The 20,031-nt window shown below is 63.1% G+C and carries 25 protein-coding genes and 1 riboswitch; of the genes, 12 read left to right on the forward strand and 13 right to left on the reverse strand.

What is annotated here, in order from left to right:
* Position 1 precedes the first annotated feature (1 nt).
* The 6 genes from gcvH to ctrA form a co-directional block, all read right to left on the reverse strand.
* Positions 2-373, reverse strand: a complete 372-nt coding sequence (gene gcvH, locus ACMDCR_RS08930) for a glycine cleavage system protein GcvH (protein WP_413992190.1) — start codon at positions 371-373, stop codon at positions 2-4.
* Between the two features lie 120 nt (positions 374-493).
* Positions 494-1,660 (reverse strand): glycine cleavage system aminomethyltransferase GcvT, encoded by a 1,167-nt coding sequence (gcvT, locus tag ACMDCR_RS08935; RefSeq protein ID WP_413992191.1) that lies wholly within the window; start codon positions 1,658-1,660, stop codon positions 494-496.
* Positions 1,661-1,833: 173 nt separating this feature from the next.
* Positions 1,834-1,938: riboswitch (glycine riboswitch) on the reverse strand.
* A gap of 181 nt (positions 1,939-2,119) precedes the next feature.
* Positions 2,120-2,719: a hypothetical protein gene (locus tag ACMDCR_RS08940; protein ID WP_413992192.1), complete on the reverse strand. Its 600-nt coding sequence runs from the start codon at positions 2,717-2,719 to the stop codon at positions 2,120-2,122.
* Positions 2,720-2,920: 201 nt separating this feature from the next.
* Positions 2,921-3,709: a 5'-methylthioadenosine/adenosylhomocysteine nucleosidase gene (locus ACMDCR_RS08945; protein ID WP_413992193.1), complete on the reverse strand. Its 789-nt coding sequence runs from the start codon at positions 3,707-3,709 to the stop codon at positions 2,921-2,923.
* A gap of 143 nt (positions 3,710-3,852) precedes the next feature.
* The gene (locus tag ACMDCR_RS08950) at positions 3,853-4,086 is read right to left on the reverse strand and encodes a hypothetical protein (RefSeq protein WP_413992194.1); all 234 of its coding nucleotides are present in this window, start codon (positions 4,084-4,086) and stop codon (positions 3,853-3,855) included.
* 74 nt (positions 4,087-4,160) lie between these two features.
* Positions 4,161-4,862 (reverse strand): response regulator transcription factor CtrA, encoded by a 702-nt coding sequence (ctrA, locus tag ACMDCR_RS08955; RefSeq protein ID WP_413992195.1) that lies wholly within the window; start codon positions 4,860-4,862, stop codon positions 4,161-4,163.
* 853 nt (positions 4,863-5,715) lie between these two features.
* Here ctrA and fliJ point away from each other — a divergent pair.
* Positions 5,716-6,078, forward strand: coding sequence for a flagellar export protein FliJ (gene fliJ, locus ACMDCR_RS08960; RefSeq protein ID WP_413992196.1), 363 nt, complete (start codon positions 5,716-5,718; stop codon positions 6,076-6,078).
* 39 nt (positions 6,079-6,117) lie between these two features.
* On the opposite strand, the gene ACMDCR_RS08965 is transcribed toward fliJ, so the two are convergent.
* The 4 genes from ACMDCR_RS08965 to chpT are packed head-to-tail and all read right to left on the reverse strand — an operon-like array spanning position 6,118 to position 8,087.
* Positions 6,118-6,672 carry a putative glycolipid-binding domain-containing protein gene (locus ACMDCR_RS08965; RefSeq protein ID WP_413992197.1) on the reverse strand — a complete coding sequence of 185 codons (555 nt, stop codon included), beginning with the start codon at positions 6,670-6,672 and terminating at the stop codon, positions 6,118-6,120.
* Positions 6,673-6,708: 36 nt separating this feature from the next.
* Positions 6,709-7,014 carry a hypothetical protein gene (locus ACMDCR_RS08970; protein WP_413992198.1) on the reverse strand — a complete coding sequence of 102 codons (306 nt, stop codon included), beginning with the start codon at positions 7,012-7,014 and terminating at the stop codon, positions 6,709-6,711.
* Between the two features lie 38 nt (positions 7,015-7,052).
* Positions 7,053-7,433 carry a RidA family protein gene (locus ACMDCR_RS08975; RefSeq protein WP_413992199.1) on the reverse strand — a complete coding sequence of 127 codons (381 nt, stop codon included), beginning with the start codon at positions 7,431-7,433 and terminating at the stop codon, positions 7,053-7,055.
* 9 nt (positions 7,434-7,442) lie between these two features.
* Positions 7,443-8,087, reverse strand: a complete 645-nt coding sequence (chpT, locus tag ACMDCR_RS08980; RefSeq protein WP_413992200.1) for a histidine phosphotransferase ChpT — start codon at positions 8,085-8,087, stop codon at positions 7,443-7,445.
* Between the two features lie 338 nt (positions 8,088-8,425).
* Here chpT and cysQ point away from each other — a divergent pair, with 338 nt between their 5' ends.
* The 3 genes from cysQ to ACMDCR_RS08995 all read left to right on the forward strand — a co-directional run bounded on the left by cysQ (position 8,426) and on the right by ACMDCR_RS08995 (position 11,406).
* Positions 8,426-9,133: a 3'(2'),5'-bisphosphate nucleotidase CysQ gene (gene cysQ / locus ACMDCR_RS08985; protein ID WP_413993571.1), complete on the forward strand. Its 708-nt coding sequence runs from the start codon at positions 8,426-8,428 to the stop codon at positions 9,131-9,133.
* A 383-nt stretch (positions 9,134-9,516) separates the two neighbouring features.
* On the forward strand, positions 9,517-10,110 hold the full coding sequence (locus tag ACMDCR_RS08990; protein WP_413992201.1) for a DUF1134 domain-containing protein: 594 nt from the start codon (positions 9,517-9,519) through the stop codon (positions 10,108-10,110).
* A 132-nt stretch (positions 10,111-10,242) separates the two neighbouring features.
* Positions 10,243-11,406 carry a hypothetical protein gene (locus tag ACMDCR_RS08995; RefSeq protein ID WP_413992202.1) on the forward strand — a complete coding sequence of 388 codons (1,164 nt, stop codon included), beginning with the start codon at positions 10,243-10,245 and terminating at the stop codon, positions 11,404-11,406.
* Between the two features lie 96 nt (positions 11,407-11,502).
* Here ACMDCR_RS08995 and ACMDCR_RS09000 read toward each other — a convergent pair whose 3' ends face one another.
* Positions 11,503-12,033, reverse strand: a complete 531-nt coding sequence (locus tag ACMDCR_RS09000; protein ID WP_413992203.1) for a DUF6428 family protein — start codon at positions 12,031-12,033, stop codon at positions 11,503-11,505.
* A 47-nt stretch (positions 12,034-12,080) separates the two neighbouring features.
* Here ACMDCR_RS09000 and ACMDCR_RS09005 point away from each other — a divergent pair, with 47 nt between their 5' ends.
* From ACMDCR_RS09005 to ACMDCR_RS09030, 6 genes are all read left to right on the forward strand, one after another.
* On the forward strand, positions 12,081-12,443 hold the full coding sequence (locus tag ACMDCR_RS09005) for an ArsR/SmtB family transcription factor (protein WP_413992204.1): 363 nt from the start codon (positions 12,081-12,083) through the stop codon (positions 12,441-12,443).
* A 21-nt stretch (positions 12,444-12,464) separates the two neighbouring features.
* On the forward strand, positions 12,465-13,160 hold the full coding sequence (locus ACMDCR_RS09010) for an aquaporin (RefSeq protein ID WP_413992205.1): 696 nt from the start codon (positions 12,465-12,467) through the stop codon (positions 13,158-13,160).
* Positions 13,157-13,579 (forward strand): arsenate reductase (glutaredoxin), encoded by a 423-nt coding sequence (arsC, locus tag ACMDCR_RS09015; RefSeq protein WP_413992206.1) that lies wholly within the window; start codon positions 13,157-13,159, stop codon positions 13,577-13,579. The genes ACMDCR_RS09010 and arsC overlap by 4 nt, the downstream gene beginning before the upstream one ends.
* Before the next feature lie 294 nt (positions 13,580-13,873).
* Entirely contained in the window at positions 13,874-14,848 is a 975-nt protein-coding gene (locus ACMDCR_RS09020; protein WP_413992207.1) for an MBL fold metallo-hydrolase, read from the forward strand.
* Positions 14,849-15,014: 166 nt separating this feature from the next.
* A complete protein-coding gene (locus tag ACMDCR_RS09025) occupies positions 15,015-15,479 on the forward strand; it encodes a tetratricopeptide repeat protein (RefSeq protein WP_413992208.1) in 465 nt (154 codons plus the stop codon).
* Between the two features lie 185 nt (positions 15,480-15,664).
* Positions 15,665-16,126: a DoxX family protein gene (locus ACMDCR_RS09030; RefSeq protein ID WP_413992209.1), complete on the forward strand. Its 462-nt coding sequence runs from the start codon at positions 15,665-15,667 to the stop codon at positions 16,124-16,126.
* 38 nt (positions 16,127-16,164) lie between these two features.
* On the opposite strand, the gene ACMDCR_RS09035 is transcribed toward ACMDCR_RS09030, so the two are convergent.
* Together ACMDCR_RS09035 and ACMDCR_RS09040 are read right to left on the reverse strand one after the other, a co-directional pair.
* Positions 16,165-17,064: a pseudouridine-5'-phosphate glycosidase gene (locus ACMDCR_RS09035; RefSeq protein WP_413992210.1), complete on the reverse strand. Its 900-nt coding sequence runs from the start codon at positions 17,062-17,064 to the stop codon at positions 16,165-16,167.
* Positions 17,061-17,999 (reverse strand): carbohydrate kinase family protein, encoded by a 939-nt coding sequence (locus ACMDCR_RS09040; protein ID WP_413992211.1) that lies wholly within the window; start codon positions 17,997-17,999, stop codon positions 17,061-17,063. Before ACMDCR_RS09040 ends, ACMDCR_RS09035 begins: the two co-directional genes overlap by 4 nt.
* 192 nt (positions 18,000-18,191) lie before the next feature.
* Between ACMDCR_RS09040 and ACMDCR_RS09045 the strand changes: the two genes are divergently transcribed.
* Together ACMDCR_RS09045 and ACMDCR_RS09050 are read left to right on the forward strand one after the other, a co-directional pair.
* On the forward strand, positions 18,192-19,004 hold the full coding sequence (locus ACMDCR_RS09045; protein WP_413992212.1) for a lytic transglycosylase domain-containing protein: 813 nt from the start codon (positions 18,192-18,194) through the stop codon (positions 19,002-19,004).
* Positions 19,005-19,097: 93 nt separating this feature from the next.
* Positions 19,098-19,901 (forward strand): transporter substrate-binding domain-containing protein, encoded by an 804-nt coding sequence (locus ACMDCR_RS09050; RefSeq protein ID WP_413992213.1) that lies wholly within the window; start codon positions 19,098-19,100, stop codon positions 19,899-19,901.
* Positions 19,902-20,031 lie beyond the last annotated feature (130 nt).

Genomic DNA, 20,031 nt, shown 5'->3' on the forward strand with positions numbered 1-20,031 from the left:
ATCAGGCTCCGATATGCGCCTTGTAGGCAGCATCATCCATGAGGGCGTCGAGTTCGGCCGGGTCGGAGAGCTTGACCTTGATGAACCAGCCCTTGCCGAGCGGATCCTCATTAACCGTCGAGGGCGCGTCGGGCAGGCCGTCATTGACCTCGATGATCGTGCCGGAGACGGGGGCATAGACCTCGCTCGCCGCCTTGACGGATTCGACCACGGCCGCCTCGTCGCCCTGCTTGAGCACCTTGCCGTTGGCTGGCAGCTCGACGAACACCACGTCGCCGAGCTGCGACTGGGCATAGTCGGTGATGCCGATGGTGGCGACATCGCCTTCGACGGAGACATATTCGTGATCGGTGGTGTACTTGATGGTGGCCATGGGTTGGGTCCTCTGGTGGGGATGGATTGATGGGGCTTAGCTGGCGGCCGGGCTTATAGAACTTAGGCCCAAACAGAGAAGGCGCTTGCTTGGGAAGCTCATGAAGCCCATGCCCGCCCCCTATCCCCGATGAAACCGGTGCGGTGCGAAGGGCATGGCGGCGACCTTGATCGGCACGTCCTTGCCGCGCAGCTCGACGAGGAGGCTGGTGCCGGGCGCCGACAGGGCTGGGGGCACATAGCCGATGGCGACGGGGCCGCCGACCGTGGGGCCGAAGCCGCCGGAGGTGACGATACCGACCGTTTCGCCATCAGTGTTCTTCAGCGGTGCTCCGTCACGCACGGGCGAGCGGCCTTCCGGGATGAGGCCGACGCGGGTGCGAGCCACGCCCTCGGCGATCTCCTTCTGCAGGCGCGCGGCACCCGGGAAGCCACCCTCGACGCGGCGGCGTTTCTGGATCGACCAGATCAGGCCGGCTTCGATGGGGGATATCGTCTCGTTGAGTTCATGGCCATAGAGGCAGAGCCCAGCTTCCAGGCGCAGGCTGTCGCGGGCCCCGAGGCCGATCGGCTTGACGCGGTCGTCGGCAAGCAGGGTGCGCCAGATCTGCACGGACTTGGAGGACTTCACCGAGATCTCGTAGCCATCCTCGCCGGTATAGCCCGAGCGCGAGAGCGCGATGTCGATGCCGTCGAAGGTGGAGGAGCGCGAGCCCATGAAGGGCATGGCGGCCGCATCCGGACAGTGATCGGCCATCACGGCGGCGGCCTGCGGCCCCTGCAAGGCGAGCAGAGCCCGATCCTGCACGATCAGCAGCTTGGCCCGGTCGCCGATCCTGCTCTTGATCAGCTCGAAGTCGGCCTGCTTGCACGCGGCATTGACGACGAGGCCCAGCGAGCCGTCATCGGCCTCTTCAGGTGAGCGGGAGATCATCAGGTCGTCGAGCGTGCCACCCTCCTCGTTGAGGAATTGCGAGTATCGCTGGCGGCCGCGGGGGAGGTTGAGGATATCGGCCGGCACCAGGGCCTCGAGCGCCAGCGCGATGCTGTCATGGCTCTTGCGGCCATCCTTGGCGGTCACGAAGGCCTGGCCCATGTGGGAGACGTCGAACAGGCCGGCAGCGATGCGGGTGTGGTTGTGCTCGGCGATGATGCCGGTGGGATATTGCACCGGCATGTCATAGCCGGCGAAGGGCACCATGCGCGCGCCCAGCGAAACATGTTCGGCATGCAGAGGGGTGGTAAGAAGCGGCGCTTGAAGGTCGTGATCTGCGACGGGATCGGCCATAGGCACTCCGGCAATAAGGTTGCACGCCGGACGAATGTCCGGTGGTGCCCCCTCTGTCGCGGTACCTGAGAGATTTCGTGACCTTGCCCCCGAATGAGGTGACGGATTCAAGGGTCACTTACGCCCGTCGGTGAGCCCGGACGCTTGCGCGCCCGTGCCGCTTTCCAGAGTCTCGTTCCCCCGCGGTCCGGATGCCTGAGAGTTTCCGGGGCGGTTGCTCCTTCGGCGCCAGCCATCGATTCACAGAGAATCGGACCAGTCTCTTCCGCGGGGATCGACCGAGTGGCCGGACCCTAGCCCTGCCCTCCTCTGTCGTCAACTGGGCAAAAGGCGGCGCAACCGGAAAAGGACTGGCGCCCGGGATCGCAGGCATCCCTGCCTGCTCTTGGAACCGCTGCATCTCCTGGAAAGGAAGAAGCAGGCAAGGATGCCTGCGATCCCAGGGACGAGCGCTCCCCGTTACCCGCGCTTCTTCTTCTTGTGAGGCAGGTTGGTCATGCCCTTGCCGTCGAAGCCGATCTCGATGTCGTAGGAGCTCAGCGGCTGCTGCAGGCCGATGGTGATCGGTGTGGAGGTGTCGACCACGCGGAACTTGCCCTGCGCCGCGCCCGGCTCGACCGTGGCCGAGACGCGCACGACCTTGGTGTAGACATCCTTCTCGTTGTTGTCGCGGATCGAGATGCGCACGGGTGCCGAGTAGGTGCCGCCGCCGGCGCCGGCGAGGATGACGTGACCCTCGACGCCGATCTTGATGGTGACGGTGGTGCCGCTGGCGAGATCGCACTCACGCGCAAAGTTCGAGATCGAGAATTGGGAGCCGTTCGGCGTGCCGTAAGCAGCGGCGCCGGTGGGGATGTTGATGGTGGGGCACTCGGTGTCCGGGTCGAAATCGACGCGGGTCGGGCCTGATGGGGTGGCAACCTGGGTGGCATTGACGTCGGGCGGCGTGCCGTACACGCCGGAAATGAAGGTGTTGGCCCCCGAACAGCCCGCGAGAGCGAAGACGCCCGCCAACAGGGCCCCGCGAGCCGCCCAAACGCCAAACTGACTGCCAACCATCGAAACGCTCCCTGGGCGGTAATTACTGGCGCCCTTATAGCATGCCCGTTGGCTTCGGCCAGTGTGACAGAGGGTGCCTTCACAGGCGTTGTGGGGTTGGCTCGGATTTGGAGTGTCGATCTCCGATCGACATCTTCCCCGTCTGCGAACGCCTCTTTTCCAAGGAATGTCGATCGGAGATCGACACTCCAAATCCGCGCCTCACAGCGACCGGTCGCTCTTTTCCAGGAAGCGGCGCAGGATGTGGTGGGAGTAATAGCTCGCCACCGCCCTGAGGAAGGCTGGGAAGTCGACATGGGCATTGTCGTCGGCGCTGTCTGAGATGATGCGCAACACGGCGCAGGGGACGCCGTAATCGTGGCAGACCTGCCCTATGGCGCCGCTCTCCATTTCGATAGCCATGGCATCGGGAATGTCATGGCGCAGGGCAGCGACGGCGTCATGGCCGTTGACGAACTGGTCGCCGCTGATGATCAGGCCCTGGTGGAGCCGCGGGGCGGCAAGGGCGAACTGTTCGCGGATCTCGGTTGGCAGCATGGGCAAGTCTTCGGCGAGAAAGGCGAGGACGGCCTCGCACAGGCCGGCGCTGAGGAGGGTATCGGCGGCAAAGAGCGACATGCCGGTGAGCGGCACTTCGTAGCGCGGGAAGATCGGCCGGGCATCGAGGTCATGCTGCAGCAGAGTCTCGCCAACCACGATGTCGCCGACCTTAACCGAGGCGGCGGCTCCGCCGGCGACGCCGACATTGAGGATGCCACCGACCTCGTACTCATGGATCAGCCCCGCAGCCGCGGTGGCCGCGGCCACCTTGCCGACGCGTGAGAGCGTGAGCACGCAGGCCCGCCCGAACAGGTGCCCGCTGTGATAGTCCCGCCCGCCGATGCGCCGCGTCCTGGTGGCGCCGTCCTGCTGCATCAGCGCGAAGAGTGCCTCGGCCTCCTCGGCGAGGGGAACAAGGATGCCGAGGGGCGAGAGGGAGGGCATGGGCATGGGCGCATTCCTGAAGGGCGGAGGTGGCGGAGACGTTCCTGGGACCGCAGGCGTCTCACCTGCTCTTGGAAACGAGGTTGTTCAAGATGCAGGCGAGACGCCTGCGGTCCCAGGCAGGTTGGGCGAAACGCCAGGTGGATAAATTACTTCGTCGGGAAAATATCTGGTTCTGGTGGCGGAAGCTCATTCTCCGTATCCCACGATCTCACCCAGGCCTCAACAGCTTCACCTGAAATGAAGATGCCCTTGTCGGCTTCGGCAACGGCGATCTTCAACGCCTCGAGTCTGCGTGCCTTGTGCTTAGCCGCCTCCTCTTCGTAGGAGTGCTCATCGGGAAATTCTTCTTGGCTTATTGATCCTTCTCCCATGACGCTCAACCGTAATCCGTCTCGCCCAAAAAGAAAGGCCGGGACGATGCCCGGCCTGTTCCTGAATTCGATGTTTCGCCGGCTCACACCGCGATGCGCTCTTCGATCTCGTTGGGCTCGCGCAGCACATAGCCGCGGCCCCAGACGGTTTCGATGTAATTGGCGCCGCTGGTGGCGTTGGCGAGCTTCTTGCGCAGCTTGCAGATGAAGACGTCGATGATCTTCAGCTCGGGCTCGTCCATGCCGCCATAGAGGTGGTTGAGGAACATTTCCTTGGTGAGCGTGGTGCCCTTGCGCAGCGAGAGCAGCTCCAGCATCTGGTACTCCTTGCCCGTCAGATGCACCCGGGAGCCGTGGACCTCGACCGTCTTGGTGTCGAGATTGACGATAAGGTCGCCGGTGGCGATCACCGATTGGGCGTGGCCCTTGGAGCGGCGCACGATGGCGTGGATGCGTGCCACCAGCTCGTCCTTGTGGAAGGGCTTGGTCAGGTAGTCGTCGGCGCCGAAGCCGAGACCCTTCACCTTGTCCTCGATGCCGGCGAGGCCCGAGAGGATCAGGATGGGCGTCTTGACCTTGGCCACCCGCAGGGAGCGCAATACTTCGTAGCCCGACATGTCGGGCAAGTTCAGGTCAAGCAGAATGATGTCATAGTCATAAAGCTTGCCCAGATCGACGCCCTCTTCGCCGAGGTCCGTCGTATAGACATTGAAACTTTCTGACTTGAGCATCAGCTCAATGCTCTGCGCCGTGGCGCTATCGTCTTCGACAAGAAGTACGCGCATCTCAATCCCCCACTGCGGCCTCGGAGGGTCGACCGCCGTCGCGAATGCGCAGACGACACGGTAAATTCACCTCGTCGATGATCAACCGCGACGCTACGCAGGAATGGTTAACAAATTGTGATTCTCTCATGCAAGCGAAACCTGAAAAAAGGATGTGAAACTTCCCGTAACACATTGCCTGAAAGACAAATTTGGCGAATGAAGGGCGTCAACATTCACATGAAGAAACCCTTCTAAGCGATTCATCGGACTCAACCATTCCGTCGCAAAGATTGACAAACGTGGTTGCGAGACCGTTGATCCGCATTAGGGATCATTAACGAGCCAGGTAAATTAAAGGTTACCGCGGCGGCAGGCTCTTAGCGATTTTGACCGAATCAGTCAGGCCTGCTGCCTCATTTTTGACGGACCTGTCCGATGGCGGCAGGCGAGGCCGGGGCCTTCCTGGAGAGGCCCGCCGCGGGACAATCTGAGGTCAAAAATAATCGATATATTTCAACGCATTGGGTGGAATCTGTTTTCGTGCCGGGCGAAGCCTGCAGAGCCTTCTGGAGGCATCTCCATGACGTTGCGGAACAAGGCTGCTGGTCCACTGGTCCGCGCTTCAAAAAAATCTTAAGAAAAATCTCCGTCTCCGGGAAAAGAGATGATTCATCTTCATGAACGGCGCCATTTCCTATCCAGCACTTGCCTGTCCCACGTTGGTTCGCGGCTTTTTCAGGGCCAGTAAGGAAGAATTCACGTCCATGCTGGATGGTGAAGCTCTCGCCGGGTCTGTTGCCCGGCGGCCAAATTATGCGGCCTATTCCGCGCCAGCACGGGCGGGCCGATGCGGCTGATGGAGTAATGAGTAATGAAGTCGCGCGATAGTCTCATTCGTCTCAAGCGCTTCCAGGTCGACGAGAAGCGCCGCCAGGTCATGCAGATCGAAACCATGGTTGCCGAGTTCGAGCGAATGGCCGGTGACCTCGACCGGGAGATCAAGGTCGAGGAGGCCAAGGCCGGCATCACCGATCCCACCCATTTCGCCTACCCCACCTATGCCCGCGCCGCCACCTCCCGCCGCGACAATCTGCGCGGCTCGGCCGACGACCTGAAGATCAAGCTCGAGGACGCGAGGGTTGCCCTCACCGACGCCATCGAGGACCTCAAGATGGTCGAGACGCTGGACGATCGCGAGAAGGCGAGCGAGCGCGGCCTCGCTGTACAGGGCTGAGATTGCCACTTCTGGTTTCGCGCAGGTAGGGGCGACGGCTCAGCCGGACACCTCCTCCTGCCACAGCGTCGGATAGATCCTGGCAAAGCCGCTGGGTGCAAGATCGATCAGGCCCTCAAAGGCCGAAGTCGGCGATTCATACCAATAGGTCGTCTCGCTTTCGCGCCGATAGATTTGCGGCAGGGCCGCCAGCGTACCCATGCCGACATCGAACCACACGACGGTGAACTTCACGCTCTGTCCGATTTCGAGGGCTAGCCGGCGCAGTTGCGGCATGTTGGTGGCGGGTGTGAAGCCGAAGTCGAGATCGGCGAGATGATTGAGGCCGTCGACAATCCTGCCGTCGAGAGACCAGCCGCCGGCTTCGTGCCGGATCACATGGTCGAAACGCTGTAGCCCCCGGAAGCCCTGCACCCGTCCGCTCAAGCTGTGCCAGCGCTCGTCGAGTTCGACCTCATAGCACAGGCCGGTAGGATCCCCGGTTTCATGGAACGCGGCATGCCCCTGCAGGAACCAGCCGCCCGGGCGCACTGTCAAAGCGGCCATGTCGTGGCCCGGCGCATCCAGACGCCGCCAGAATGCAAATTCGCTCATCGCAGCACCCAAAACCCTTTGCCGCAGGGCAGTCTATCACTGCTTGGGCGTCGGCGGCTTGGTGCTGGTGCAGCGGACTTCCTTCTTCACGCAGGAAATTCCGGGCGTGGAGCACATCGCCTTGCCGCTGACCACAGCGCAGATGATGCACTCATCCGTCAGCTCGCTGCAGTCGGGATTGGCGGCAATGAAGGCGAGGATGCTGTTGTCGGGCGCGATCGGCTGCGACGGGGCGGGGGGCGCCGGCGGCTTGCTGGGCGCATCCTCAGCCCGCGCAGCCACGATACCGGCGGGCCAGGCCATGGCGCCGATCAGGCAGAGACGAAAAAATGTGCTGCGCATGGTGGCGAAGATCCTTCCAGTCCCGGGGCTCCCATATCCTAACCGCGAAATGCCGTGACTTCGATCTCGACCTTCATTTCGGGCTTGAGCAGGTCGCAGACAAGAAGGGTCGCCGCCGGGCGGATCTCGCCGAAGACGCGCCCCGTCGCGGCGAAGACCGGATCGGCATACTCGGCCTTGGTGACATAATAGGTCGCCCGCACCACGTCGCTCATGGCAAAGCCGCCTTCGGCGAGCGCTTTCTCGATGGTGGCGAGGGCGTTCGCTGCCTGGTCGGCGACATCCACCGGCATGGCCATGCTGGCATAGTCATAGCCGGTCGTGCCGGCAACGAAGCACCAGGCGCCTTGCACCACGGCGCGCGAGTAGCCGGCCACCTTTTCAAAGGGCGATCCGCTGGAAATCAGCTTGCGCGTCATATGCGATCCTCAGGCCGTGGTCGCGGTAAGGCGCGAGCCGCCGTCGATGGTCTCGACCTTGACTTCCATGCTGGCAGCGCGGGCGATCAGCCCGGTGAAATAGGGCTGGATGACGTGGCTGTCGAGCGAACCGTTATCAGGCTCGCCGGCGAGCAGGCCGGTGAGGCCCTGGGGAATGCGCGAGTTCGTGCCCTGCGCCACGATCTCGAAGGTGGGCGTCTCCGCCTCGCCCGTCACCCTGGCGCTGATGGTGCCGCCGCGCGGAATGGTGGAACCGGCAACGACCAGTAGGTTGAGAAGCAGCTTCACCTTGTTCTTCGGCATGAACAGGCGCGGCGCCGTCCAGTTCAGCGTCACCTTCTCGTCCTGGATGAAACCGCGGGCGACATTCTCGGCATCGCTCAGATCGATCGAGGCGCCGGCCGAGCCGGCCGCTCCGAAGGCGATGCGGGCAAATTGCAGGCGGGCCGAGGCGGTGCGCGCGCTCTTCTTGATCAGATCCAGCGCAAAGGTCTTCATGGAAGCGTCGTCCTCGTCCTCCAGCACCTCCAGCCCATTGACGATCGCACCGACGGGATTGATCACGTCATGGCAGACCCGCGAGCAGAGCAGGGCGGCAAGATCAAGCGCATCGAGTTGAAAACCGGCGGTCATCGCAGCACCCACGGCAGAGAACAGGAGAATCACGTCGCATTGGACGCATTTCCAGATAGACTCTGCAGCTTCGTCTGTGAAGGCAGCCTTCCGGACCATCCCCCCGGGGCGCGACAAAGTTGCCTCGCGCGAGGAGGGTGCAAACCGCGATCCCGCTCCCTATATGCTTGCCAGTTGCGGCCTGGCTGACTAAACAGGCCGGGATGAACAGAGGGCCCATCGTGTCCCAATCCACGCAAGCCGCGCCAAGAGCCAAGTCGCATGATGAGAAAATTCTCTCTCACGACGACCTGGCGCGCGCTTTTGCCGATATCGCCCGCGAGGCGGGTGCCGCCATCATGCAGATCTATGCCAGGGGCTGCGCCGCGCGCATGAAGGAAGACCGCTCGCCGGTGACCGAGGCCGACGAAGTGGCCGAGGCTATCATCCTGGAGCGTCTGGCCAAGCTGGTGCCGGACGTGCCTGTGGTCGCCGAGGAATGCGCCGCCAAGGGTGTGCTGCCCGACAATGTGGGTACCCGCTTCATTCTGGTCGACCCGCTGGATGGCACCAAGGAATTCATCAACCGCAACGGCGAGTTCACCGTCAACATCGCCCTCATCGAGAACGGCAGGCCGGTGGCGGGCTGCGTCTTCGCGCCGGCGGTCGACACGCTCTATGCAGGCGGTGATACCGCATGGCGTGTGCAGAACGGCGTTGCGAGCGAGATCGTCACGCGGAACTATCCGAGCGAGGGTCTCACCGCTCTGTGCAGCCGCTCGCATCCCGATCCGAAAAGCGAGGCCTTCCTCGCAAACTACACCATCGCCGATCGCCGGGAAGCTGGCTCTTCGCTGAAGTTTTGCCGCGTGGCCGAGGGAACGGCGGACATCTATCCGCGCTTCGGGCCGACGATGGAGTGGGACGTGGCGGCCGGGCACGCCGTGCTGGCCGCAGCTGGCGGTACGGTGCTGATGCCCGGCGGCGAGCCTTTCACCTATGGCAAGACCGAAAGCGGCTTCAAGAACGTGGCTTTCGTCGCCTGGGGACAGGATGAGCTGAAATAGGGGAATTGGAGTGGCGGTGGGAGTACGCCGCTCCGCTTTCGGTGCGCCTCGCCGCTCTGTAGCAGACCGGTACCAAAGCCCCTTTCGTGACAAGATGTCCGGCCTCGCTTGACCATTTGGCCGGGGCGTAATGCTGCCGCGCTGCGGCGCTCCGAGCAAAGCCACCAGTTCATGGCCGGTGATCGAAAGACGGCATCTCCCGTTTAGCTTTCCGCGTTACTCCAAATTCTTGCCCTTTTCGCCGCAATCCGGCACGAGTTGAGTCACAGTTCCGAGCCGTTTGCTTGGCCAAATCACAATATCCGCGGCTGATGGAAGCAATTTGTTAACCCTGATCAGGCACAGATTGAGACCGAGTAAGGCCTAAGCAAACGAGGTTTGACATGAAAGACCTTCTTCCTCGCCGCAAGGCTCTGACGGTCATGGCCGGCATGACCCTCTCTGCCACCGGTCTGGTGACATCTTCCCTGGCCGTGGGCGAGCCCGAACGCCCGCAGCAGATCTCCTCCAACGAACTCATCAATTCCGGCCACCGCTTCTTCGGCACGGTATCGCGCGATCTGGCTCTTGCCATCCAGAACGCCGTATCCCGCTGGGGCGAGCCCAATGGCTATATTCTCGGCCAGGAAGGCTCGGGCGCCTTCATCGGTGGCCTGCGCTATGGCGAGGGCACGCTGTTCACCCGCAATGTCGGCGACCGCAAGGTCTATTGGCAGGGTCCCTCCGTCGGCTGGGACTTCGGCGGCGATGGTGCCCGTACCATGATGCTGGTCTACAACATGGCGCGGGTCGACGAGATCTTCAGCCGCTTCCCCGGCATTGCGGGCTCTGCCTATATCGTCGGCGGCTTCGGCATGACTGCGCTGGGCGACGGCACGATGATGGTGGTGCCGATCAAGTCCGGCGTGGGCGCTCGCCTCGGCATCAATCTCGGCTATCTGAAGTTCACGCCCTCCGCCACCTGGAACCCCTTCTGATCCCTCGGTTCATCCTTAGGGATCACGCGAAGATGAAGCTACGCCTTAAGCACATTGTGCGTTTTGTTCCTTCATCCCAGCGGCTTTGACGTATAGTGTGGCGACATCAACTCGCTGCACTGAGGCTTTACGGTGCTCGACTACGCGATAGCCTTTTTCCTGGGGGGATCCCTTGCAGGCCTGTTCGCCCTGGCCATGGTGCCGGCGATCTGGGCGCGCGCACGCCGGCTGATCCGCCGCGAGATGGAGACTGCGCTTCCGTTGTCGATGACGCAGGTTCGCGCCGCGCAGGACCATGTCCGCGCCGAGGCCGCGATGACGCATCGGCGCCTCGAACAGAAGCTGGAGCGCGAGCGCGGCCTGCGCCACGACCTGATGGCCGAACATGGCCGGCAGAGCGAGCGCCTGCGCCGCGTCGAGGCTCTGGTCGGGATCGATGCGAATCGGCTGGGCACGGTGGAGGAAGGGGCCGCCTCGGCCCAGCGCGACGTGCTCAACGCCCAGCATGACCTCGCCGCCCTCAAGGCCGAGCTTGCCGCCGCCCGTGTCACCATCGCGCTTCGCGACGACAAAGCGGCCGAGCATGAGCGCGACATCAATGCCGCCCGCATCAACAACGACAGCCTGCGTGTCGAGCTGGTCGCCCTGCGGACCAAGCTGAGCGCCGCCGAGGATGGCGCTGTCCTGAACCAGCGCGGGCTGCAGCAGGTGCTGGAGGCCGTTGCCGAGAAGGACGACCGCCTTGCCGTCCAGGCCATCGATCTCATGCGTGCGGAGACCGCGATCGCCGCGCTGGAAGCGCGTGCGGCCTCGCTTCAGCATGAATTCCAGGCGATGACCGACCGTCGCCATGCCTCGGAGACCGAGCGGGCGGATCTCGATACCCGTCTTGCCAATCTCACCGCCGATATGCGCCGCCGGGATGCGGCTCTCGCCGAGCGCGATGCCCGCCTCGCCATTGCCGCCGGCCGCGAGGCCGAGCTGGTGACCGAAGTGGCCCGCCTGCGCCGCAGCAACGAGCCGGGCGCCGCCGATGGTGAGATCGCCACGCTGCGCCTTGAACGTGCCCGCTTGCAGGCCGAACTCGCGGCGCTGCGCGAGGACGCCCACGAATCCTGGCTGCGCATCGAGGCCGACAACCGCATGCTCCGCCGCGAGATGGCGCAGGTCGCCGCCGCGATCGCCCGCGAGGTCGCAAGTCGCCAGGCCATCGGCGTGGCCCCCGCCGAGCGCTTTGCGGCCAACGACCAGGACAATGCCGCCAAGGGCGCGGCGGCTGTTTCCGACACGCACTGAGGCTGTTTCTGTGGCAGTGCCAAATCTTATGCCAGGCCCGTTGCTAAACGCGGTCGCAGAAATGATGCGTCAATAGGAGCTTTTGCAGCCGGACCATCATGTGCAGCAAGTGGAGCCCTTCGAAGCCGTCGGTGCACAGCATTGGCTCACTTTTTCCTGTTGCTCTGCTCTATGACGTGGTTTGCATATGGCCGCCCGTGCGCCAAGCCGTAATTCGACCTGCTCGGCTCTGATCTGCAGCGTGTCGACGTCAAACACCTGCATGGGCACTCCGGGTGGCCCCACTTCGAAGGTGAGACGAGCATCCGGGTCAAGGCGGACCCGCGTTCCAACCTGATTGAGAATGCCGGTGAACTTACCGACATGCATGAAGGATCGTTCCCCTTCCGGCCCTAGATCCTCAACCTGCAAAATCGTCTCTTGCCATGCGTCTGGATTACCGCCGCAGTCGAGTGTAACGAACGAGCCCGCCTTGACCTCGGTGACATGATAGCCGGGCCGGATAGTCCGGTCGCCATAGCGGATGATCAGGGCCTTGGCAGCGTGTGGGCCTAGAGCGCTCAAGATTGCGCCAAGCGAGGCATCACCGTGAAAGTCGACGAGAAGGGGACTGGCGGAAGCGTTCATGCTCGTGTATCCATTGTCTCAATATCTATTGAGATGTTGAGACAAACATGGACGAAAAGCAAGCGCTCAATGCCTTTGCCGCCCTTTCCCAGGAAACTCGGCTGCGGGTCGTCAAGTTGCTGGTGATAGCAGGGCCGGAAGGCATGGCGGCTGGCGCGATCGGCGAGGCCATGGACGGTGCCTCGTCCTCGCGCATGTCCTTCCATCTCAGCCATCTCGAGCAGGCCGGCCTCATCGAGTCCCGGCGGGAGGGGCGATCGATCGTCTACAGCGCCGCCTATCCGTCCCTCTCCGCTTTGGTCGAATTTCTGATGCGCGACTGCTGCCAGGGGCATCCGGATGTATGCAATCCGGCCGTCGCCGCTCTTTCTTGCTGCTGTGAGCCTGCCAAGGAGGTTGCCCGTGTCTGAGCCAAGCTTCACTCTCTCGCCATGAGGATCGACCTGCCCCGCCGCCTGGCTGCCGAAGGCCTGGGAGCGGCGTTTCTCGTGGCCACGATCGTTGGATCCGGCATCATGGCTGAAGGCCTAGCCTGTGATCCGGCCGTGGCGCTTCTCGCTAACACTCTTGCGACGGGCGCCATGCTGGTCGTGTTGATCACCATTCTCGGGCCGGTGTCGGGCGCGCATTTCAACCCGGCCGTATCCTTGATCTTTGCTCTGCGAGGCGATCTGGGCGCACGCGATGCGGGCCTGTATGTCCCCACTCAGATCATTGGCGGCATCGCCGGCACCTGGGTGGCGCATCTCATGTTCGCCCATCCCCTTCTTGAATTCGCCCTTAGGGAACGGTCAGGTATCGGCCAATGGCTTTCCGAGGGAATCGCGACCTTCGGTCTGGTCGCCACGATCCTCGCGGGGCTGCGCCATGACCGCAAGGCCGTGCCCTGGCTGGTAGGCCTCTACATCACGGCCGCATACTGGTTCACGGCCTCAACCTCGTTCGCCAATCCGGCCGTTGCGATCGCCCGTTCCCTGACCAACAGCTTTTCCGGCATCCGGCCGTCCGATTTGACCGGTTTCGTTGTGGCCGAGTTGATCGGAGCCTTGGCCGGTTTGGTGCTGACGGGCTGGCTGTTTCGCGAGTCAGCGCCTACCCAGAACCACGAATTCGAGACCCCGTCATGACCATCACAATCTATCACAACCCTGATTGCGGCACCTCCCGCAATACCCTGGCGATGATCCGCCAGAGCGGCGAGGAGCCGGTTGTCATCGAGTATCTGAAGACACCGCCGAGTCGCGAGCGCCTGCAGGCGCTGATCGCGGCGATGGGCATGAAGGTGCGGGACTTGCTGCGCCAGAAGGGCACGCCCTATGCCGAACTGGGCCTCGCCGACCCGAAATGGACAGACGAGCAACTGCTCAACTTCATGCTGGCACACCCGATCCTGATCAACCGACCGATCATCGAGACGCCGAAGGGCACGAAATTGTGCCGGCCATCGGAGGCGGTGCTCGATATCCTGCCTAATCCAGACATCGGCCCCTTCACGAAGGAAGACGGCGAGGTTGTCATCAATGGTGAGGGCCGGCGCGTTGTCTGACTCATCCACCACAGTATTTGCGGCATTCGAAATTCCTTTCCCAATTACGGTGGCAGCGTGACATGTCGACCGTCAGGCTTGGGTTGACGAACAAGGGCAACCCTAAAGACCACGCGCCGCCAGCCTCAAGAATATGCGTTTGCCTCCACCAAAAACCGTCGACAAACCCCTAGCTGAAAATTTTTTACCCCCGCGGGAATAAATCCAACCGCTCGCCAGTCTGGACCCTCATCGGAGGCACGCAAGGAAGTGCAGCCGTATGGCCAACGCCGCTTCGAATGAGGAGTGAACAGAATGTTGAATGTAACGCGCCGCACTGTGCTGGGCTCTGGACTGGCAGCTGCAGCTTTCGGCCTCGCGGGAAAGCTGGAGTTCGTTGCTCCTGCCCTGGCCGACACGCCGATCGAGCCGAGCGTCGGCTTCTACAAGTACAAGGTCGGCGATATCGAGGTGACCGCGATCTATGACGGCATCTGGCGCAAGCCCCACGACCCGACCTTCATCAAGAATGCCTCGGTGGACGATACCAAGGCTGCCCTGGCCAAGGCGGGCCTGACGACGGACTTCATGCCGATCCCGCTCACCGTGGTGGTGCTGAAGGTCAACGGCAAGCTGATCATGATGGATGCCGGTTCCGGCGTCGGCCAGTGGCAGACCAATGCCACCCACCTGCCGGCGAACATGGCTGCCGCCGGCATCGACTACAAAGCCATCGACACCATCATGATCTCGCATTTCCATCCCGATCACGTCTGGGGCCTGATGGAAAAGGGCACCAATGCTCCGGTGTTCCCCAACGCCGAGCTGATCGTCAATGCGACAGAATACAATTGGTGGACGGACCCCTCGCGCGTCGACAAGCTCGCGGAAGGCCGCAAGCCCGCTGGCAAACGCATCGTCGAGAACTTCCCGAAATGGAAGAACTGGAAGCTGGTCAAGGGCGGGGACGAGGTTGCCCCGGGCATCCACATCATGGACGCTCCCGGCCACACGCCCGGGCACTCAGTCTACCTCATGGGCTCGGGCAACGAGCAGTTCATGGTCTCGGCTGACATCATGTATGTGCCCGCTCTGCTCGCTCCTCACCCTGAATGGCAGGGCGCTTACGACCAGGACGGCGCGATGGCCATCACCACCCGGCGCAAGCTGATCGATCAGGTGATCGCCGACAACATTAAGATCTGCGGGTCGCATTTCCCGTTCCCCGGCACCGGCACTTTCGTGAAGGACGGCAACGCCTACGGGTTCACGCCCGCCACGCAGATCTAAGTGACTGATTAAAAGATCGCAGGAACCTGGGCCTTTTGATCCTGGGCACCACAAGCGCCTCGAAAGTTGGCGGTTGGATGCCCGGGACAAGCCCCGGCATGACAGATCCGGTCGTTGAGGCGGATTCCTGAAATCGAGATTCCCCCAAATCCCTGAGAGAAAACCCATGTTGAAATATGCTGTCGCGACCGCTTTCGGTTCGCTTGCAATCTTCACCGTCGCCACCACGGTGCTCTCGATCCCGGCCTACGCCGTCGATAATATCGAGTCCACGGACGCTCCGGACCTGACCTCCGTCAAAGCGAAGATCGAGGCCAAGAACTACACTGGCGCGCTCGAGGAACTTCGCGGCCTTGCCGAGGATACCCAGCAGGCCGATGTCTACAACCTTCTCGGCTTCACGCTGCGCAAGACCGGCGACTACAAGACGGCGCTGACCTACTACTCCAAGGCACTCGAAATGCAGCCTGATCACAAGGCGGCGCGGGAATATCTCGGCGAGCTCTATGTCGAGACCGGCGACATGGCCAAGGCCAATGAGCAGCTCGCAACGCTCGTCAAGCTGTGCCCGCAGGGCTGCGAAGAGCGCGAGGACCTGGAGAAGGCCATCGCCACCAAGGTGACGAAGTGACGACAAAGCCGGCGGGCGCCAATGTTGCATGGTGAGGTACGCGAAACGTGGAGTGGCGCTCTCCGGCCGCCATTCCTCTCGCTCAGGCGCCTCGTCTCCGAGATTGGCAGTCAGAGACTGCCACTCCAGACCCGCGCTTCTCACCGCAAAATCAGCGCCTGCCCCCAACATTGGAGTTGGTTGAGATGGCCCACATCAGCAAACTGATAGCGTGCTTCCCCGACACGGTCCTGCTCGCAAGCCGCCTGCTGCTCGCCCTGATCTTCGTGCATGAGGGGACGACCCTGGCGACGCATTTCACCGGCACCGTCAAGGCGATGGCGGTGGTTGGCATCGGTGCTCCCCTCGTTGTCGGCGTCATCGCGCTGCAACTGGGTGCGGGCCTCGCCATCGTCCTCGGGGTTCTCGCGCGGGTCGGCGCCGTCCTGCTCGGGCTGTTCTGCCTGATGACCGCGACGATGTTCCATATGGATTTCTCGAATCAGAACGAATTGCTGCATTTCGAGAAGGACCTGGCTATTGCCGGCGGAATGTTTGTACTGGCCGTCATGGGTCCAGGGCGGTTCTCCCTCGATCGGTTTGTCTCGCTTCCTTTCATGCACAAGCGTGGGACGGCAAGCGCGCGGACCGCTTCCGAGGCCAGCTGAGCGTCGAAGGTCGAGGTGCAGCTCGCGCCGCGTCCTCTTCATAGCGCAGCAGCGATCCTTGCGGCGAGCCGCGCGTTGTTCTCCACCAGGGCGATATTGGCGATCAGGCTGCGGCCCTCGGTGAGAGAAAGCATTCGGGAGAGCAGGAAGGGCGTAAGCGCCTTGCCGGAGACGCCGGTGGCGTCTGCCTCGTCGATGGCGGTCTCGATGGCCGGGTTGATCTCGCTGGCGGCGATCTCGTCTTCGAGCGGAATGGGATTGCCCACCAGCACGCCGCCGTCGAGCTTGAGCTCGGCGCGCGCGCGAATGAGGGCGGCGATCTCCTCGGGCCTGTCGAGGCGCAGCGGGGCCGGCAGGCCGCTCTTGCGGCTCCAGAAGGCAGGGAATTCGTCGGAGCCATTGACCACCACCGGCACCCCCAGCGTCTCCAGCGTTTCCAGCGTCTTGGGCAGATCGAGGATCGCCTTGGCACCGGCGCAGACCACGCAGACCGGCGTGCGCGCCAGCTCCTGCAGGTCGGCCGAGACATCATAGGTCTTCTCGGCGCCGCGATGCACGCCGCCGATGCCGCCGGTGGCGAAGACGCGGATGCCCGCCCGGTCGGCGGCGATCATCGTGGCGGCAACGGTGGTAGATCCGTTCCTCTTCTTGGCGACGGCGTAGCCGAGATCGGCCCGGCTGAGCTTGAGAAAACCTTTCGCCTGGCCCATCGCCTCGAGCTGGGCATCGTCTAGCCCGGCATGGATGATCCCGTCGAGCACCGCGATGGTCGCGGGCTCGGCGCCCTCGGCCCGCACGACGGCCTCGACCCGCCGCGCCGTCTCCACATTCTGCGGAAAGGGCATGCCATGGGTGATGATGGTCGATTCGAGGGCAACCACCGGCTTTCCAGCCTTCAGGGCGGCGGCGACGGCGGGGGAGTGGGTAAGGGAGGTCATGGGATGATCGTTTCGGTTGGTTGGGAGAGAGCGTATCGGGCAAGCAGCGCCGACATGGTCAGGTCGGCCCGCACGGTATGGGGCGATTCCACCGTCAGCGCGGCGGCAGCCATGGCCCGCCTTGCGGCAGGGATGAAATCGTCGCCCACAGCGAGGCGGGCGAGGGTGGCGCCGGCGAGGGCATCGCCCGCACCATTGACGTTGACCGGGCTGGACGCAAGAGCGGGGATCGCCGTCACCTTTCCATCCGCCCAGGCGAGCGCGCCGCGGGGACCGAGCGTAAGGAGGCCGCGCCTCACGGGCCCCCTGGCGAGACGATGCGCCAGGCTTTCGGCATCGTCCTCGCTGCCGAGCAGGGCGCGCGCCTCATGAAGGTTGAGAAAGAGGATGTCGAGATCGCCAAGGATCGATGTCAGGCGCGCAAGCTTCTGGATCGAAACGGGGACCGAGGCCAGCATGCGCCCGCCCTTTGCCTTGGCGATCGCCCGCAGGGTCGCGGGCTGGAGATTGGCGTCGGTAAACAGGACTGCGTCGGCGGCAGCCGTAGCAAGGGCCTCGATGGCGGTTTCGGGCGTGATCGCCTCAAAGACACCCATGTCGGCAAGCCCGATGACGAGTTCGCCCTCGCCGTTGAAGATGGCGGTGTAGGAGGCGGTCGCCGCCTGGCTGTCGCGCACCACCCCCGCCATGTCGATGCCGGCGCGGCTGCTGGCGGCGATGACACGCTCGCCCTCCGGATCATCGCCCACCCGCGAGAGCAGGCTCACGGGAATGCCGAGCCGTGCAAGGTTCTCGGCGACATTGCGGGCGACGCCGCCAAGGCTGGAGCGCATATGCCCGATATTGGAAGTATGCAGGCGCTCCTTCGCATCGACGGTCTCGCCGACGCGGTCGATCACGCAGCCTCCAATGCACAGAACAGAACGGTTCTTCATGCCTCCCCGTGCCACAGATTCGCGTTTCCAACAACGCAGGGAAGATGGTGCATCGATTCTTCTTGTTTTGCTGGCCGTTTACCGTCAATAGAGGCGCGGTTTCCGGGGCTAACCTGACTTTCACCCGCTGTCGCCACATTATGTGCATTCTTGTCTGCCTTGTGTGGCCGCCCTTCCCTCCGAGATGATTTCATGCGCACCGCCACCCTTTACGCCGCCCTGATGATGTTTGCCGCTACGCCGGCTCTGGCCCAGAACCAGGACTGCAGCAACAACGCCGCCGGATTTCCGCAGTGGCTCGAAGGCGTGAAGAAGGATGCGGCGGCCCAGGGTATAGGCGCACGCGGGCTCGCCTCGCTTGACGGCGTCACCTACGACCAGAACGTCATCTCGCATGACCGCGGCCAAAAGGGCACGTTCAAGCAGAGCTTCGAGGAATTCTCAGGACGCATGGTCAATGACTTCCGCATCAAGCGCGGCAAGCAGGTGATCAAGAAATATCAGGCGGTGTTCGACAAGGCGGAAGCCGATTATGGCGTACAGGCTCCCGTGATCGTGGCGCTCTGGGCCCTGGAAACCGATTTCGGCGCCAATATCGGCAAGTTCGATACCGTGCGCTCCCTTGCCACGCTCGCCTATGATTGCCGCCGCCCCACGCAGTTCCGGCCGGAACTCATGGATGCCCTCAAGATTATCGACGAGGGCGATGTCCCGGCTTCAGAGATGAAGGGCGCCTGGGCTGGCGAGATCGGGCAGGTGCAGTTCCTCCCCTCCAGCTACCTCCAGCATGCCGTCGACTTCGACGGTGATGGTCGCAAGGATCTGGTGAAGGACCAGGCCGACGTGATCGGCTCGGTCGCCAAATATCTCGCCGATGCCGGCTGGCAGCGCGGCGCCGGGTGGGATGAGGGGCAGCCCAATTTCGAGGCGCTCAAATCCTGGAACGCCAGCGAGGTCTACCGCAAGACCATCGCCCTCCTTGCCGACCGCATCGCCGGGCAGTAAGGCGCTCCCGGGGGAAAGCGCCAGATTCCCCTGTTCCGCGTGGAAGCCGCGTGGCAAGGTTGCAGCAGGACCTTGCTTCACCGGAGTTTCCCGATGCTTCGCCGTACCTTTCTTGGCCTTGGTGCCGCCGCCGCGCTCGCGTTCACGCTCGGATCAGCCTATGCCGATCCGCTGCCGGATCTCAAAGGCCGCACCATCGTCGCCGTGACCGAGAACGCCTATTTCCCGCTGAACTTCACCGATCCGAAGACCGGCAACGGCATTGGCTGGGAATATGATGCGATGAACGAGATCGGCAAGCGCCTCAACGCCAAGATCGAGTGGAAGACTTCGTCCTGGGACGCGATGATCCAGGCCGTGCAGGCCGGCCAGTTCGACATCGGCATGGATGGCATCTCCATCACCGACGAGCGCAAGAAGCAGGTGGCCTTCTCCGACCCCTATATGGTGTCCGAACAGTTCATGCTGGTGCGCAAGGACGAGAACCGCTTTACCGACGCCAAGAGCTTCTCGGCCGATGACAAGCTGCTGGTGGGCGCCCAATCCGGTACCACCAATTATTTCGTCTCGGTGTCCGACCTGCTCGGCGGCAATGACAAGAGCCCGCGCATGAAGCTGTTCGAAACCTTCGGTGCCTCGGTGCAGGCCCTCAAGGCGGGCGATGTCGACACCGTGCTGATGGACAAGGCCGGCGCGCAGGGCAATATCGCCGCCTCGCCCGACAGCTTCAAGATCATCGGCAACGGCCTGGGACATGACGAATTCGGCTTCATCCTCAAGCAGGGCTCGGATCTGGTGGCCCCGGTCAACGCCGCACTGGCGGCGATGAAGGCCGACGGCACGCTGGATGGGCTCAGCAAGAAGTGGTTCTACGACTACCAGGCCGCCGCGAAGTGATGTGGAGTGGCGGTCTCCGACCGCCATCTTGAAACCGCAGCGCTCGCAGGACAGCAAGATGGCGGTCGGAGACCGCCACTCCGCGCTTTCGGTGCCCTTGCCTCCGATGTCGGCGTTTTCGGACGGGACA

This window comes from Labrys okinawensis, from assembly GCF_047345005.1.
GTDB lineage: Bacteria > Pseudomonadota > Alphaproteobacteria > Rhizobiales > Labraceae > Labrys > Labrys okinawensis.